This is a genomic window from Clostridium sp. C105KSO13 (assembly GCF_001517425.1).
Lineage (GTDB): Bacteria > Bacillota > Clostridia > Lachnospirales > Lachnospiraceae > Muricomes.
In genome coordinates, this window is sequence record NZ_FBWL01000165.1 from 63812 (window position 1) to 77344 (window position 13533).

Below are 13533 nucleotides of genomic sequence, written 5' to 3' on the forward strand. Positions count from 1 at the left end.
CGTGTCCTCTTCTCTTTACAATTTATTTTACATTAGCTTATTCCAGGATGACCGCTGGCACCTCCAATAAATCTGCCACTTTCTCATATAAGCTGCCCTGTTTTCCGATGCTCATGGCAAAGTGGTGGGTCGGTGATTCTGCAAACCACTCATCCATATAAGAATCCGGATCTTTTTTAAACCTGACCGGTGTCTGTGTATTTCCGATTGTCATAATTTCTCCGTCTGTGGATTCAGCTTCCGATATAATAAACTTCAGCTTTCCGTCTATGGTCTGTGTGCAGCCCAGATTGGTAATCGCCCCTGTACGCACTTTTGCCTCAACAGACACGCCTGTCCCCTGTTTGCCATGATACAGGCCCATCCCTCTTAAAATCGGCTTTCCTTTTGCAATTTCCAGATGGAATGGTCCGTCATGACCAAGAAGAATTGTATTGTCATCATAATCCACAGTAACAATCTCACAAAAGCTTCCGCCCGTCCCCAGAATGTCACATATCTTCATCGCCAGACAGGTTTTCAGGTCTCCCTCCCCGGCACAGGGAATTCCTTTTGCCGTCAGGAGGGAATGTCCCACAATAAAACCACCCTGTAAGTCCTCGTAATGGTTTCCGGGAGCTCCGTGATAATAATATGTCAGTGCATCCAGTTCAAATTCCTTTACCATCTTTTCCTGGGCTACTGCAACCTTAGCTGACCACTCCATCTGTGCATCTGTAGGTTTCTGCGCAAGTGGGTCAGCAGCTGCATTCTCGCTGATGATAAAGAATTCCTCGATTTCTTTCCTTTTTTCTGCAATTTCCGCTTCTGTAACGTTCTGCAGATGCCGATCCAAATCGCACATCTCCAAAACCTGCAGGTGCGCACCTGTCTGGGCCTGGAACATGGTAAAATCACTGTACATATCCAGCATTCCGCTGTAAGTATTCCCCAGAAACCCAAATCTCGCTCCCTGCAGATTGCATTTCACTTTTGCGGCAAGTACCCATTCTTCTATCTTTTTCCAGGCACGTCTGGCCTCCGGGCGGTCTGCAGTTATCTCATCTGTCATAGAAATTTCAGGTGTTTTCTCAAGCCCCAGGAGTCCATTTACTACCCGGAACTTTATCCCCGCCCGGTTAAATGCATTTGACAGTTCCGGTACCGGGCAGGCACCACAGTGTGCAAGCCATTCCCCGGTGGTTGTGCTCTGGTAATTTATTTTTGCTGTAGGCTGAAGATTCAATACAACGGCCGGAGCACCGCAGATCTGGTGAACAGGCAGAACAGAGGCACTTGTTACATAAGTGGCTGCATGTGCCAGAATTAAATCTGCATGTACTTCATTAAAATATTCCCCTGCCTTTTTCCCCTCCTGTTCACAGTCAACCAGCCCGTAATAATACACTTCTGCATCAAAGGCTTCCACTTTGCCGGCTACAAACTTTCCATATTCTATTAGTCTTTCCTTCAGTCCCGGGAACTGTGTCCAATATGTTTTCAGTCCCATAGAATAAATTCCAATTCTGGGTTTCTTTAAGTCTTTTCTCTCATACATAACAATAACCTCCATATACACCTGTTAAATTCTTGTAACATGTTTACAAACATATTATAATCTTGTAATATGAAAATTGCATCCAAGCAAATTGTTTAAAAATAGCAGAATGTTGTGGTAGTATTATGAATGAACAGCAAAAACTTCTGGAACGTGGTTCCAATACCTGGAGCAAAGACTCTATCCGGCTGATCCTCACGCCGAGCAGTACGGCTAAGGCAACGTACTTTTATACACAGGAGGTGGGATATTTTAAGACCCGTTATCCCTATTTTTCCGAACGTCAGAACCTGGATTCCTTTTTGATTGTCTATACAGTTTCGGGGAAAGGACATTTAAAGTATGAAGGGCATAGCTACACTCTCACAAAGGGACAGTGCTTTTTTATCCACTGTGAGCAGCATCATCTTTACAGTACAGACGAAAAAGAGGACTGGGAATTTCTCTGGATACACTTTAATGGAAACAGTGCACTGGGATACTATAAAGAATTTATACAAAATGGATTTCACATACTGAACTGCAGAGACGACTTTCTCATGGAGCGCACCCTCTGGCGGATTATCGCACTTCATGAAAAAAGAGATCTGACCACAGAGCTGGTCACGTCTAATCTTATTAATAGTATACTGACAGAACTATTGCTACAGACAGCAAGCAGAGAAGCAGATACCTTCCTGATCCCTGATTACGTTAAAAAAATCGCCCGGGAGATCGACAAAAATTTTAAATCAGAACATTCACTTTCTTATTTTGAAGAGTTAACCCACAGGAGCCGCTATCATATAGCAAAAGAATTCAAAAAATATATGGGAATCTCGATCCATGAATATATTATCGTCACCCGCATATCCTACGCAAAAGAACTACTGAAATACTCTGAATTGTCTGTGGGGGAGATTGCCTTTGAAGCCGGTGTAAATCACGTCACACACTTTATCAATTTATTTAAGGCGAGGGAAGGAATTACACCGTTAGCGTATAGAAAAGCATGGAGGGATACTATTTAAAAAAGTACTGTAAAAAGTTTATCGACAACCTTTTTACAGTACTTTTTCTTTCTCTATTCAGGATAGACACACTCTATCCCCAGCTCTTCAAATTTCTGAATCCACTCATCAGCCGGCTTTTCATCGGTAACGATTATCGTGATGTCCTTTAGCATTCCAACTGTTGTAAATGCGATTTTACCAAACTTACTGCTGTCCACCGCAAGAATCTTTTCTTTTCCGGCCTCCAGCATTGTCTTTTTGTTGTTAGCCTGAAGTTCATCGGAATCCGTAATACCCGCTGCAAGGTCAAGTCCTTTGCAGGAGATGATTGTCTTGTCTGCATGATAAGACCGAAGCATCCGGTCTGTTTGAGCTCCTACGAGGGCAAAGGAACCCTCTCTGGATATACCGCCGGTTGAAAGGACACGCCAGTCCGGCACATCAAACAGTTCAATGATAATTTCCACTGAACTGGTAATTACTGTCAGATTTTTCTTGTCCTTCAATGCTTTTACAGTGTATACTGCTGTTGAGCTGGCATCCAACATGATGCTGTCGCCGTCATTCACCTGCCTGCTTATCAGCTCCGCTATACGCTGTTTCCCAACCACGTTTCGGTTCTTTCTGATATTAAATGGCAGATCAATGTTTATATTTTCATTAATGACGGCCCCACCGTAACTCTTGATGGCATACCCGTCATTCACAAGCTTTTCCAAATCTCTGCGGATGGTCTCCTCTGAAACATCATAAACATGACTGAGCTCGCTTACCACCACACGCCGCTCAGCCTGAAGCTTTTCTAATATTTCATTGCGCCTCTCTATTGCAAGCATCTTCCTGTCCCCCGGTTTCGTGTTTTATAGTCTGTCTCTTTATAAGATAGCATCCCGTATCTGCGGATCCGGATGTGCAATGATGGACGAATCCAGATACATTCCGTCTACAGCTACAACAGCCTTGGCTTTTTCAATTGCAGCCTCAACCGCCGCAACTTCTCCCGTCAGCATCAGATACGATTTACCACACATACCTCTGGAAATTCTGATTTCAATCAAATCAACAATAGCAGTCTTTGCGGCTTCATCTGCCGCTACAATGATGGACGTCGCATCGTAAGTTTCCACAATTCCAAGAGCAGACACATCCTCAATCTTCGAGGTTCCATAAATCGCCGGGAAAATGGATTCGTGAGGGTTCCCTAGAATAAAGCTGTTAATCAGGTGCTTCTCATACTGTGTTCTGGACGCCGCTATCGCTGCATTCACAGCACTTAAGTCTCCTGATATGATTACAATATATTTTCCCGGACATACAGTCTGGGCTTCAATGATAGTCACATCAGAAGTCTTTACCATAGCATCTGCTGCTACCACACCCGCTGATACAGTTTTATATTCTACCATTCCGATTGCTTTACTCATCGCCTGAACGTCCTTCCTTTGATTCTATAATTATATATTTTTTGTTCACTGTACAGACTGTACCGTTAATACTTGCATGAATACCTACGCTTAACCCTTTGCCGGGTTCTGCGATCATCTGCCCTTCTTCCACTATATCACCTTGTTTTACCGCTGCAAGTGCGGGAGCTCCAATATGCTGGTTCAATAATATCTTCACTTTTTTGACAGAAATCTCTGCCTCATCAAGAGGAGCCTCCTTGTCATAGCGGCTCAAATCCAGTCTTGCTATCAAGCGCTGCATCGGAACCTTGCGGTATTCTCTTTCGGCCCTTACGGCTTTCGATAAAATATCCTGAGAAGGCCTGATACCATTAGCCTTTAGACCTGCTTTGTATTGTGTCATTAAAGATCTGGGCGATAATCCTTGTATACAGGAATAAAGTTCACAAAGACCACAGGAAGAGCAATACAACGTGTCAATAAATATGTCCGGTTTCTGTATGTCCTTACAGGTTGCCGCTCTCATAAATAAATGCGGCTCTATGGGGTGCCCCAAAAGGTGTCTCGGGCATAAATCCGTACACATACTGCACTGACAGCAGCTTGCCGCCGCGCGTTTTAAATCTATGGACGAGTTTCCTTTGTATTTCTGAATAATGAAATGCTCCTCCGGAAGTACCAGAACAGCATTTGTTGTCTTAGTAATCGGCTGTGAACCTTTTCCGATAAATCCCATCATCGGTCCGCCGATAAAATATACGGGGTTCTTTATCGTCGCACCGCCGGCTGCTTTCACTGTTTCTTCTATAGTTGTTCCAATAGGTACCCTGACTGTCGCAGGATGTTTTACCTCTGCAACGACGGTTACCAGTTTATCTATAACCGGTGTGTGTTTCGCAAGGGCTCTGTACACATTGTATACGGTCTCAACATTAAACACGGCGACTCCACTATCAATAGGAAGACTGCCGGGTTTGAGTTTTTTTCCGGTTACTTCGTAAATCAATACAACTTCGTCACCTGCCGGATACACCTCATCCAACAGCCCAAGCCTTACTTCCTGATATTCTTCGATTATCTCATTTAAAGCATCAATAGTTTCGGTGTAGGCCGTTTTTATGCTGATAATTAGCTCCTTTGCACCTACAGTCTGACCTATCATGTGGAAAGTTTCAACGATTTCCTGTGCATGCTTCTCCAGCAGTTGCCTGTGCAGTTTCAGCAAAGGCTCACATTCCGCACAGTTTAAAATAATTGTTTTGGCACGTTCGTCCAGCTTAGCGTAAGTGGGAAATCCTGCGCCCCCTGCTCCGACGACACCATTTTGCTGCAATAGGCTGCTCAATTCTTTCAAATCCATTGTCCTGCTACTCCAGTCCTGATCCATCGTCTATAATTCCCACGATTGCCGCATCCACAGGTGCGTCCGGCATTCCGGAACCTATTCTGGCCGCGCTTCCCTGTGCCACCAGAACATACTCGCCTATGCCCGCACCAATCTTATCAATCGCAATGAGTTGTTTTGCTCCGGTCTGCATATGCTCCAGAATATCTATAATCATAAACTTATTGCCGACTAAGTTTTCGCATTTGCGCGTTGAAACTACGCTTCCTTTTACCTTTCCTATCAGCATAATATCCTCCTTAAGCGACCGGTCTCTAAAATTTATCTGATAATTCTTACCGTATCACCTGTTGCAATCTTAGCTGCGTTGGCTTCATCTGTATCAATATGCATCTCCAATGTAAAACTATCGTCTACCCGGATTTGTACATGATTAAAGACAGTTCCTCTTTCATTATCTGCTTTAACAGACACTGTATCTCCATTGTGTACACCTGCTGCCATTGCGTCCTTAGGTGACATATGAATATGTCTCTTTGCTATAATACATCCCTCATCCAGATAAAGAGCTCCTTTGGGTCCTACCACCGCTATAGCAGCGGAGCCTGCAGTATTACCCGATTCCCGGATTGGTGCCTTCACGCCAAGACGGATGGCATCTGTTGCTGAAATTTCCACCTGGGATTTACGTCTTACAGGTCCCAGAATCCTTACATTTTCTATAGCTCTGAGTTTCAGACCCACAATAGTGACCAATTCATTTGAGGCATATTGACCGCCCATCAGTTCTTTCTTCTTCGTAAGCTGATATCCCGGTCCAAAAAGAACCTCCACATGCTCCTGCGTCAAATGAATATGACGCGCAGACACGCCGACCGGCACTACATATCCGGTATTATCGGTACTTTTTTGCTTCTCAACCGCTTCCAATACCATTTTTGTAATCAATGCTACATTGCTGTTATCCATATCAATTCTCCTCTTTAAGTATTTACAAGCCCCACAATCCACCCGTAGGCGGACCGCAGGGCCGTAAATCTCTGGCAAAACTAAATGATTACTTATTTCATTACCGGAAGAATCTTCTCTACATCATTGTGCGGTCTTGGGATTACATGTGTTGCAACTAATTCTCCAAGTCTTCCAGCTGACTCTGCTCCTGACTCAACTGCTGACTTTACTGCTCCCACGTCTCCGCGGACCATAACTGTTACAAGTCCGGAACCAATTTTCTCTGTTCCTACCAACACTACATTTGCAGCTTTTAACATTGTATCTGCTGCTTCGATTGATGCTACCAAACCTCTTGTTTCAACCATTCCTAAAGCTTCCTGTGACATTCTTTTTTCCTCCTTTAATTGAATATCCTCTGCCTGCTCTGCCTGCTGCGCCGCCTGTTTTACTCTCTGAGCGGTCTTAGCCGGTGCTTTTGCTGTAGTTTTCTTTCTGGCTGCTGCCCCTGGTTTTGAAGTACCTGGAGTCTGTTCTTCCCCAGTCGGTTTCTTTTCTTCTGCCATCTGACTGCCTCCTAACTTACTCGGTTCGCGCTGTTGTTGATGATTTTGATAATCTCTTCATGGGGACTCGCAATTACCACTTGCGCTACGGGTTTCTTAATTCCATTTGCTGTGGCAGTATCAATGGCTTGCGTTACAGCAGATACATCTCCGCGAATAATAATTGTTACGAGTCTTCCACCTAATCTTTTTTCCCAGGTGACAAGCTGCACATCTGCTGTCTTACACATAATATCGACGGCAGCAATTGCGGCTGTCACGCTCGGTATTTCAAAAAATCCATACGCCTGGCCCATGAGACTGCTCCTTTGCTAAATCGATGACTCTTATACTGTAGGAAGAATCTTCTCTACATCATTGTGTGGTCTTGGGATTACATGTGTTGCAACTAATTCTCCAAGTCTTCCTGCCGCATCAGCGCCTGTCTCAACTGCTGCCTTTACTGCTCCCACATCTCCACGTACCATGACTGTTACCAGTCCGGAACCAATCTTCTCTGTTCCTACCAATGTAACCTCTGCTGCCTTTGTCATTGCATCTGCAGCTTCGATTGCTGCTGTAAGTCCTCTTGTTTCTACCATTCCTAATGCCAGTTGTGCCATTTTAGTTTCCTCCTAAACTTCTTCTACATATATTTTATTGGGTTTTCCTTTATCTAAACCGCTCAGCTTCAGCATTTTCTCTGTATCCTCTGTTGGTCTTGCGATTTCGTATTCAGCTACAATTCCCGCCAGTTCTTCTGCCTTCCTCTTCGCTGCGTCTAATGCCGCTCGAACATCGGATACGCTTCCTCGAAACTTAATCATTACAATCAGCGGTACAGGTAACTCATCTGCATTTGCCGGTTTATTCTTATCAAAGGTCTCCAGATGTACGCTTCCAGCCTTGCACCCGGCGTCTGCCGCCGCAAATGCTGTTGCAAGTCCGAACACCTCCAACATGCCTACTGCTTCTCCCATATCAATTCTCCTTCTGGGGATTGCTGCTATTTATTGATAATAGCAATTTTCAGGCCTTCCATCTTCAGGTTAGTCTGATGGGCTTCATTAATTCTATCCAGTGGAAACTCATGAGTGATGAGGTCGTCCATTGGAAGTCCGATAGCCTTTGCTCTCTTTAAGAAATCAAATGTTGTTGCATAATCTCTCAAAGTATATACCCAGGAACCAACCAGTGTGATTTCCTTGGAGCACAGGTCAAAGTGCGGGTTGATTGTAGCATCTCCACCGTTAATAAAGAATCCTAACTCACAAAGTCCGCCGCCGTTGCGGATGAATTTGTAAATGTTGGAGTGTGCTGCCGGTGATCCTGTGCACTGGAATGCAAAGTCTGCAGAATATCCTCCGAATGCTTCTTTTACAGCATCTGCAAGAGCATCTATTCCTTTGTGGTCCTTAAAGTTTACGGATGCCTCTGCCCCCATTCTTTTGGCGAAGTCAAGTCTCTTCTTCTCACCGTCCACAGCAACAATATTTTCAATACCCATTGTACGCAAAACTGCGATACAAATCAAGCCTATAGGCCCACATCCCTGTACAACAACTCTGCTGTTGAATCTTAAAATTCCTGTAGTTTTTGCTCTTTCTACTGCATGAACAAGAACTGCACATGGCTCAATAAGAATTCTGGATTTCAGATCAAGATCACTTACATTGAAGCATGTAGAACCTTCACGGATCAATATGTAGTCTGAAAACCAGCCGTTGAGATGAATATCATCATCCGGAAGGAGACCATATACATCGGAAGCACCTACATTCTGCTTGTTCAAATCATACATTGTGATCTCCGGATCATCTCCGAAAATCATGCAGGTAACTATCTTATCGCCAATCTTCAAATCTTTTCCCGCGCTGTCTTTTTTAACATTTTTCCCCATTTTTACAATCTCACCGGTTCCCTCGTGCCCAAGAACAACGGGAATCAGACCAAATGGGTCTTTTTTAAACTCATGGGCATCGGTACCGCAGATACCGCATCCCTCCACCTTTACAAGAATATCTCCATCGCCAACTTCCGGAATCGGATATTCTTTAATATCATAATGCTCCAGACCGGTCAGCATAGCCACATGTGCGGTCTTGGGAATTGGTGTGCTTTTTGCAGCTGTACTTTCCGCCAATATTCCCTGCTTATCCAGCATGCTTTCCAGCACCTGTTTTACAACTGCTTCTACATTTGCAGAGCTCATTTCCATTTTAATTCCTCCTGTCTTAACGAATACACAAACTATCTGTCATTACACAACGTCTTCTCTTTGTGAATGTACTGGCGCTTGTAAGTCCTTCACCTGTTCTGCTGGCAATGGTATATGTACAAAAGCCTTCACCGCCGAATCCCAGGGCTGCATAGGACGGTCCGTTCTTTACAAGAATTGCTGTATCGATTGCTTTTGCATACTTTGTAATGTTATCTACATTTTTAGAATGTATGTGTGCGGAGTGCCTGTTGCCATGCTCCAGCCAGACCGCCTGCTCTATAGCATCGTTTAGATCTTTGGCTCTTACGATACCAAGGATAGGCATCATCAGTTCTGTTGTAATAAGCGGATGTTCCTTTGGCCCTTCAAATATGATGCATCTGATATTGTCCGGTACGCTTACACCAATCATTCCCAGGAGAGTTTTGGCATCTTTGCCCACACATTTTCTGTTCAGCTTGCCATTCTTCATGACAGTTGCAGTCAAAGCATTCTGTTCTTCTTTCGATGCAAGATAGCATCCCTGCTCATTTATCATATAGTGCATTAACTCATCCACAACTGAGGTTACTGCAACAACTTCTTTTTCTGCAATACAGGGAAGATTGTTGTCAAATGTGCATCCATTCACAATGTCTTCTGCCGCTTTCCTGATGTCTGCAGTTTCATCCACAAGTGCCGGAGGATTACCCGCGCCTGCGCCGATACCTCTCTTACCTGAAGAGAGAACAGCTGTTACAACTCCGGGACCGCCCGTTGCGGCAATCAGATGAATGTCTTTGTGTTTCATCATCATATTGCTGCTCTCGATAGTTGGCTTCTCAACGGTACATGCAATGTTGTCCGGACCGCCTGCTTCTAAAGAAGCTTCGTTTAATAGATTGATTGCATATATAGATGTCTTGATTGCCGCCGGATGTGGATTGAACACAACGGTGTTTCCTCCTGCCAGCATACCGATTGTGTTGCAGAGTATTGTCTCACTTGGATTTGTACACGGTGTGATAGCGCCGATTACCCCAAAAGGTCCCATCTCTATCAGTGTCAATCCTCTGTCTCCTGACCAGGCAGTCGTTGTGATATCTTCTGTCCCCGGCGTTTTCTCTGCAACCAGCTGATGTTTTAAAATCTTATGTCCTACATTTCCCATGCCTGTCTCGTGCACTCCCATACGTGCAAGAATTTCAGCATTTTCAATTGTTTTTTTCCTGATGTTGGAAATTATGCTTTCTCTTTGATCCATAGACATTCTTCCCACAATCTTCTGGGCCTTTTTAGCCGCTTCGACTGCCTCATTCATATCGGAGAAAATACCATGGCTTTCTGAGACTTCAGATGCAACCTGCATCTTTGCCATGACCTCCTGTACAATGTCCTGAACCATCTGTTCACTTACAGACACTTTAATACCTCCTTGAAAACATCTCGGCCGTAGGCGGCAATGGCTGTATCTTCTTCTGCCGATCCGCCGCTCACTCCCAATGCTCCTATTATTCTGCCACCTGCTTCCAGCGGTTCTCCCCCGCCAAATATTACAATCTTCCCTTCGTTGGTAAACTGTATTCCATACAGAGGTTGTCCCGGCTGGCTTAAATGGCTTAACGCCTCCGTAGACATTTTAAGACTCGCTGAAGTAAATGTTTTATTAACTGCAATATCAAAGCTTGCTATGTAAGCCTCATCCATACATTGAACAGCTACAGGCCTGCCTGCCTGATCCGAAACAGCAATTACTACGTCAACCCCCATCTGGGAAGCCTTCTCTTTTACCTTTTCGATCAGAGCATTCGCTGTCTTCAGTGTCATCTTCTGCCCACTGCACCTGCACTCTTTTTCTGCATGAGAACTTTCTTTCATCTGATCCAGCACAGCTTTCACAGCACTGGTGATATCCTGTTCGTTCATAGCATTCTGCGCTCCTTAATGATTACATTCCAAGCTGTGCCATTACCTTCTTTGTAATAGATGCAACTAAATCAGCATCTGATGCGGAATCTGCCGCTGTATCTTTGCCTGTGCCGCATGATCCTGAACAGCTGTGGCAGCTCTGCTTGCCAGCTTTAGCATTCGGGCATAAGTTTGCAGGATGTTTTCCCGGAAGTCCCATCTGTCTTCTGATTTCATATAATCTGTCAATCTGATCCTGGTTGAATTCCTGTGGCTCGCCCAGCATTCTTGACTGATACAAAAGCCTTGCATAAAATTCTACAGACTCCATCTTGTGATAAGCATTCAGCAGTGTGTTGGCGTAAGTAAGTGCTCCGTGATTCTCAAGAAGTACTGCATCAAAAGACTGTACATATTCTTCAACTGCATCCGGAATCTCTTCTGTAGATGGAGTACCATATTTTGCAATCGGAACACATCCCAATGCGATGACTGCTTCGGGCATGATTGGCTGTGTCAGTGGAATACCACAGATAGCAAATGTTGTAGCATACAGCGGATGAGCATGTACTACTGCGTTAACGTCCGGTCTTTCTTTATAAACACGCATATGCATCTTAATCTCTGATGATGGCTTAAAGCCTTTGTTTGCCTGAAGTACATTTCCGTTAGCATCGACTTTGCAGATATATTCCGGTGTCATAAATCCTTTGCTGACACCTGTAGGTGTGCACAAGAATTCATTATCGTTTAACTTTACGGAAAAGTTACCGTCATTTGCAGCAACCATTCCACGGTTGTAAACTCTTTTACCGATTTCACACATTTCTTTTTTAATCTCGTATTCGTTTTGCATCCTATTTTTCCTCCTTGGACTCTTAAAACAAAACCAAATATTTGTTTTTTGTTGTTTCTTACTAGATAGTATCACATAATCCCACATCAGTCAACTTGTTTTTATGTTGTTTCTGTTGTGTTCCTTCGCTTTCATCAATTTCCCAGGGAAGTACATCTCCCTCTTCTTTCAAATGTTCCAAAATTTCAGGGACTCCCTCGTAACTTTTTGAATCCACATAGAAAATCTTTTTGCATCCTGCAAGCCGCAGCCACTTTTTGGCGCGCTTCACATTAGCCTTCTCGTCATGAATCTTTGTCACAATGCCAATCACCTCCCGGTTGCACATGGCTGTGCAGCAGGGCGGATACAAAGAGTAGGGTTCAGTGGCAGACAAAAGCATTCCTACAACATCTGCCTCATAAGAATAAAGTGCAAGTGCATGTCCCAGGTTTTTCGTCTGGGCATATTCTCCCGGAGTATCTATGATGACATCAAAGTTATTTACATATTGTGTTTTGTGATACTGTATTTTCTCACCTCGTAATGCCTGAGTTAATGTGGTTTTTCCACACTCGCTCCGGCCCATCAATACAATTTTCTTCATAATAGAATCAGGTCCTTGTTATATCACATATAGAAAAGCCCATTTTATCTTTTACGTATTCCAGAACTGCGCGGATTGCTGCCTCTGTCTCGGAAATTGTACCCGTTACAATCAGCGTACCACTAAACCGGTCTACAAATCCCAGTTCAATTCCTGCCGCCTTGATTGCAATATCCGCTGCAATAATCGCTGTTTCTGCCGGGCTGATTGTAAGCACACCGATGGCAGACTTACTGTACTCTGACCGGGGATCCAGTCCCAGTTTTTCATACAGAGTAATATCCGGGCTCGCAATCAGATGGGCAATTGTAATCTCTTTGCCGGGAACAAGTTCCTGCACAATTCTTTCCGGTATCTTTTCATATTCCATTTATCTTTATCCTCCTATCTGACATTCAGCATCTGTTGCCTGCCTTGCAGTCTGCAAAAGCATCTCCATCTTTTCATTGACCGGGGGTCTGGCCTTACTCAATGTATATTCTCTTCCAAGTCCTTCATATTTATCCTGTCCGAGCCTGTGATAAGGAAGCAAGTGCAGCCTTCTTACATTACCGAGTTTCCTCGTGTATTCAGCTATATCCTGTATTTCCTGCACGGTGTCATTAAATCCCGGAATCACCGGTACACGTACACTCAATTCCGTCATCCCTGATTTTGCAATTTTTGCAGCATTTTCCAGTATCAGTTCGTTGGATCGTCCGATGTACTCTTTATGCTTCGCCGGATTCATATGCTTAATATCCAGCAGATATTGATCCAGATAGGGAAGAAGTCCTTCAATCACTTCGAAGGACACACACGCAGTACTTTCTATGGCCGTGCGAATTCCAACTTCGTTTGCCGCTCTTAAAAGTGCTGTGGCGAATGCAGGCTGACAGAGACATTCGCCGCCTGACAGTGTCAAGCCGCCTCCGGTCCGTCTGTAATAGGTGCGGTCCTTCTCTACGGTTTCCATCACTTCTTCCACCGTGACATCTCTTCCTATCACCTTCGGCTCACCCTGTACCATCATCGTCTCAATCTCATGCCGCTGAGACTCCGGGTTACAACACCACCGGCATCTCAACATACACCCTTTCAGAAACACAATGGTCCGGATTCCATCGCCATCATGGATAGAATATCGCTGTATGTCAAAAATGCGGCCTCTTGTTCTCAAATAATCTTCCATTCTGTGAATCCTTTCCTATGGAAATTATAACCTTTC

At 44.2% G+C, this 13533-nt stretch carries 18 protein-coding genes; 1 reads left to right on the forward strand and 17 read right to left on the reverse strand.

Features of this window, described 5'->3' with window-relative positions; translation table 11 throughout:
* Positions 1-37 precede the first annotated feature (37 nt).
* Entirely contained in the window at positions 38-1537 is a 1500-nt protein-coding gene (locus BN3456_RS08880) for an L-fucose/L-arabinose isomerase family protein (protein ID WP_089983787.1), read from the reverse strand.
* 125 nt (positions 1538-1662) lie between these two features.
* Here BN3456_RS08880 and BN3456_RS08885 point away from each other — a divergent pair, with 125 nt between their 5' ends.
* A complete protein-coding gene (locus BN3456_RS08885; RefSeq protein ID WP_089983788.1) occupies positions 1663-2547 on the forward strand; it encodes a helix-turn-helix domain-containing protein in 885 nt (294 codons plus the stop codon).
* A 53-nt stretch (positions 2548-2600) separates the two neighbouring features.
* Here BN3456_RS08885 and BN3456_RS08890 read toward each other — a convergent pair whose 3' ends face one another.
* The 16 genes from BN3456_RS08890 to BN3456_RS08965 all read right to left on the reverse strand — a co-directional run bounded on the left by BN3456_RS08890 (position 2601) and on the right by BN3456_RS08965 (position 13497).
* Positions 2601-3365 carry a DeoR/GlpR family DNA-binding transcription regulator gene (locus BN3456_RS08890; protein ID WP_089983789.1) on the reverse strand — a complete coding sequence of 255 codons (765 nt, stop codon included), beginning with the start codon at positions 3363-3365 and terminating at the stop codon, positions 2601-2603.
* 39 nt (positions 3366-3404) lie between these two features.
* Entirely contained in the window at positions 3405-3953 is a 549-nt protein-coding gene (locus BN3456_RS08895) for a BMC domain-containing protein (protein WP_089983790.1), read from the reverse strand.
* Positions 3946-5295 (reverse strand): 4Fe-4S dicluster domain-containing protein, encoded by a 1350-nt coding sequence (locus BN3456_RS08900; RefSeq protein ID WP_089983791.1) that lies wholly within the window; start codon positions 5293-5295, stop codon positions 3946-3948. Before BN3456_RS08900 ends, BN3456_RS08895 begins: the two co-directional genes overlap by 8 nt.
* A 7-nt stretch (positions 5296-5302) precedes the next feature.
* A complete protein-coding gene (locus BN3456_RS08905) occupies positions 5303-5569 on the reverse strand; it encodes a EutN/CcmL family microcompartment protein (protein WP_089983792.1) in 267 nt (88 codons plus the stop codon).
* Between the two features lie 32 nt (positions 5570-5601).
* Positions 5602-6249, reverse strand: a complete 648-nt coding sequence (locus BN3456_RS08910; RefSeq protein ID WP_089983793.1) for a phosphate propanoyltransferase — start codon at positions 6247-6249, stop codon at positions 5602-5604.
* Between the two features lie 92 nt (positions 6250-6341).
* Positions 6342-6620, reverse strand: coding sequence for a BMC domain-containing protein (locus tag BN3456_RS15695; RefSeq protein ID WP_141654511.1), 279 nt, complete (start codon positions 6618-6620; stop codon positions 6342-6344).
* A gap of 188 nt (positions 6621-6808) precedes the next feature.
* Positions 6809-7093, reverse strand: coding sequence for a BMC domain-containing protein (locus tag BN3456_RS08920; RefSeq protein WP_089983795.1), 285 nt, complete (start codon positions 7091-7093; stop codon positions 6809-6811).
* Between the two features lie 30 nt (positions 7094-7123).
* Positions 7124-7399 (reverse strand): BMC domain-containing protein, encoded by a 276-nt coding sequence (locus BN3456_RS08925; RefSeq protein WP_009003872.1) that lies wholly within the window; start codon positions 7397-7399, stop codon positions 7124-7126.
* Between the two features lie 12 nt (positions 7400-7411).
* Positions 7412-7756, reverse strand: a complete 345-nt coding sequence (locus tag BN3456_RS08930; RefSeq protein ID WP_089983796.1) for a BMC domain-containing protein — start codon at positions 7754-7756, stop codon at positions 7412-7414.
* Positions 7757-7782: 26 nt separating this feature from the next.
* Positions 7783-8994 carry a zinc-dependent alcohol dehydrogenase gene (locus BN3456_RS08935; protein WP_089983797.1) on the reverse strand — a complete coding sequence of 404 codons (1212 nt, stop codon included), beginning with the start codon at positions 8992-8994 and terminating at the stop codon, positions 7783-7785.
* Between the two features lie 16 nt (positions 8995-9010).
* Complete coding sequence (locus BN3456_RS08940) at positions 9011-10399, reverse strand: aldehyde dehydrogenase family protein (RefSeq protein ID WP_089983798.1); 1389 nt, start codon at positions 10397-10399, stop codon at positions 9011-9013.
* Positions 10390-10902: a GlcG/HbpS family heme-binding protein gene (locus tag BN3456_RS08945; RefSeq protein WP_089983799.1), complete on the reverse strand. Its 513-nt coding sequence runs from the start codon at positions 10900-10902 to the stop codon at positions 10390-10392. Before BN3456_RS08945 ends, BN3456_RS08940 begins: the two co-directional genes overlap by 10 nt.
* A gap of 22 nt (positions 10903-10924) precedes the next feature.
* Entirely contained in the window at positions 10925-11740 is an 816-nt protein-coding gene (locus BN3456_RS08950; RefSeq protein WP_089983800.1) for a class II aldolase/adducin family protein, read from the reverse strand.
* A 61-nt stretch (positions 11741-11801) separates the two neighbouring features.
* Entirely contained in the window at positions 11802-12326 is a 525-nt protein-coding gene (eutP, locus tag BN3456_RS08955) for a EutP/PduV family microcompartment system protein (protein ID WP_089983801.1), read from the reverse strand.
* Between the two features lie 7 nt (positions 12327-12333).
* Complete coding sequence (locus BN3456_RS08960; protein WP_089983802.1) at positions 12334-12696, reverse strand: BMC domain-containing protein; 363 nt, start codon at positions 12694-12696, stop codon at positions 12334-12336.
* Positions 12697-12702: 6 nt separating this feature from the next.
* Positions 12703-13497, reverse strand: a complete 795-nt coding sequence (locus tag BN3456_RS08965; RefSeq protein WP_089983803.1) for a glycyl-radical enzyme activating protein — start codon at positions 13495-13497, stop codon at positions 12703-12705.
* Positions 13498-13533 lie beyond the last annotated feature (36 nt).

Bases quoted from the DNA above. Each gene is read 5' to 3' on its own strand.
- BN3456_RS08880 (WP_089983787.1), bottom strand. From the start codon at position 1,537: ATGTATGAGAGAAAAGACTTAAAGAAACCCAGAATTGGAATTTATTCT.
- BN3456_RS08885 (WP_089983788.1), top strand. From the start codon at position 1,663: ATGAATGAACAGCAAAAACTTCTGGAACGTGGTTCCAATACCTGGAGC.
- BN3456_RS08890 (WP_089983789.1), bottom strand. From the start codon at position 3,365: ATGCTTGCAATAGAGAGGCGCAATGAAATATTAGAAAAGCTTCAGGCT.
- BN3456_RS08895 (WP_089983790.1), bottom strand. From the start codon at position 3,953: ATGAGTAAAGCAATCGGAATGGTAGAATATAAAACTGTATCAGCGGGT.
- BN3456_RS08900 (WP_089983791.1), bottom strand. From the start codon at position 5,295: ATGGATTTGAAAGAATTGAGCAGCCTATTGCAGCAAAATGGTGTCGTC.
- BN3456_RS08905 (WP_089983792.1), bottom strand. From the start codon at position 5,569: ATGCTGATAGGAAAGGTAAAAGGAAGCGTAGTTTCAACGCGCAAATGC.
- BN3456_RS08910 (WP_089983793.1), bottom strand. From the start codon at position 6,249: ATGGATAACAGCAATGTAGCATTGATTACAAAAATGGTATTGGAAGCG.
- BN3456_RS15695 (WP_141654511.1), bottom strand. From the start codon at position 6,620: ATGTCACAGGAAGCTTTAGGAATGGTTGAAACAAGAGGTTTGGTAGCA.
- BN3456_RS08920 (WP_089983795.1), bottom strand. From the start codon at position 7,093: ATGGGCCAGGCGTATGGATTTTTTGAAATACCGAGCGTGACAGCCGCA.
- BN3456_RS08925 (WP_009003872.1), bottom strand. From the start codon at position 7,399: ATGGCACAACTGGCATTAGGAATGGTAGAAACAAGAGGACTTACAGCA.
- BN3456_RS08930 (WP_089983796.1), bottom strand. From the start codon at position 7,756: ATGGGAGAAGCAGTAGGCATGTTGGAGGTGTTCGGACTTGCAACAGCA.
- BN3456_RS08935 (WP_089983797.1), bottom strand. From the start codon at position 8,994: ATGGAAATGAGCTCTGCAAATGTAGAAGCAGTTGTAAAACAGGTGCTG.
- BN3456_RS08945 (WP_089983799.1), bottom strand. From the start codon at position 10,902: ATGAACGAACAGGATATCACCAGTGCTGTGAAAGCTGTGCTGGATCAG.
- BN3456_RS08950 (WP_089983800.1), bottom strand. From the start codon at position 11,740: ATGCAAAACGAATACGAGATTAAAAAAGAAATGTGTGAAATCGGTAAA.
- eutP (WP_089983801.1), bottom strand. From the start codon at position 12,326: ATGAAGAAAATTGTATTGATGGGCCGGAGCGAGTGTGGAAAAACCACA.
- BN3456_RS08960 (WP_089983802.1), bottom strand. From the start codon at position 12,696: ATGGAATATGAAAAGATACCGGAAAGAATTGTGCAGGAACTTGTTCCC.
- BN3456_RS08965 (WP_089983803.1), bottom strand. From the start codon at position 13,497: ATGGAAGATTATTTGAGAACAAGAGGCCGCATTTTTGACATACAGCGA.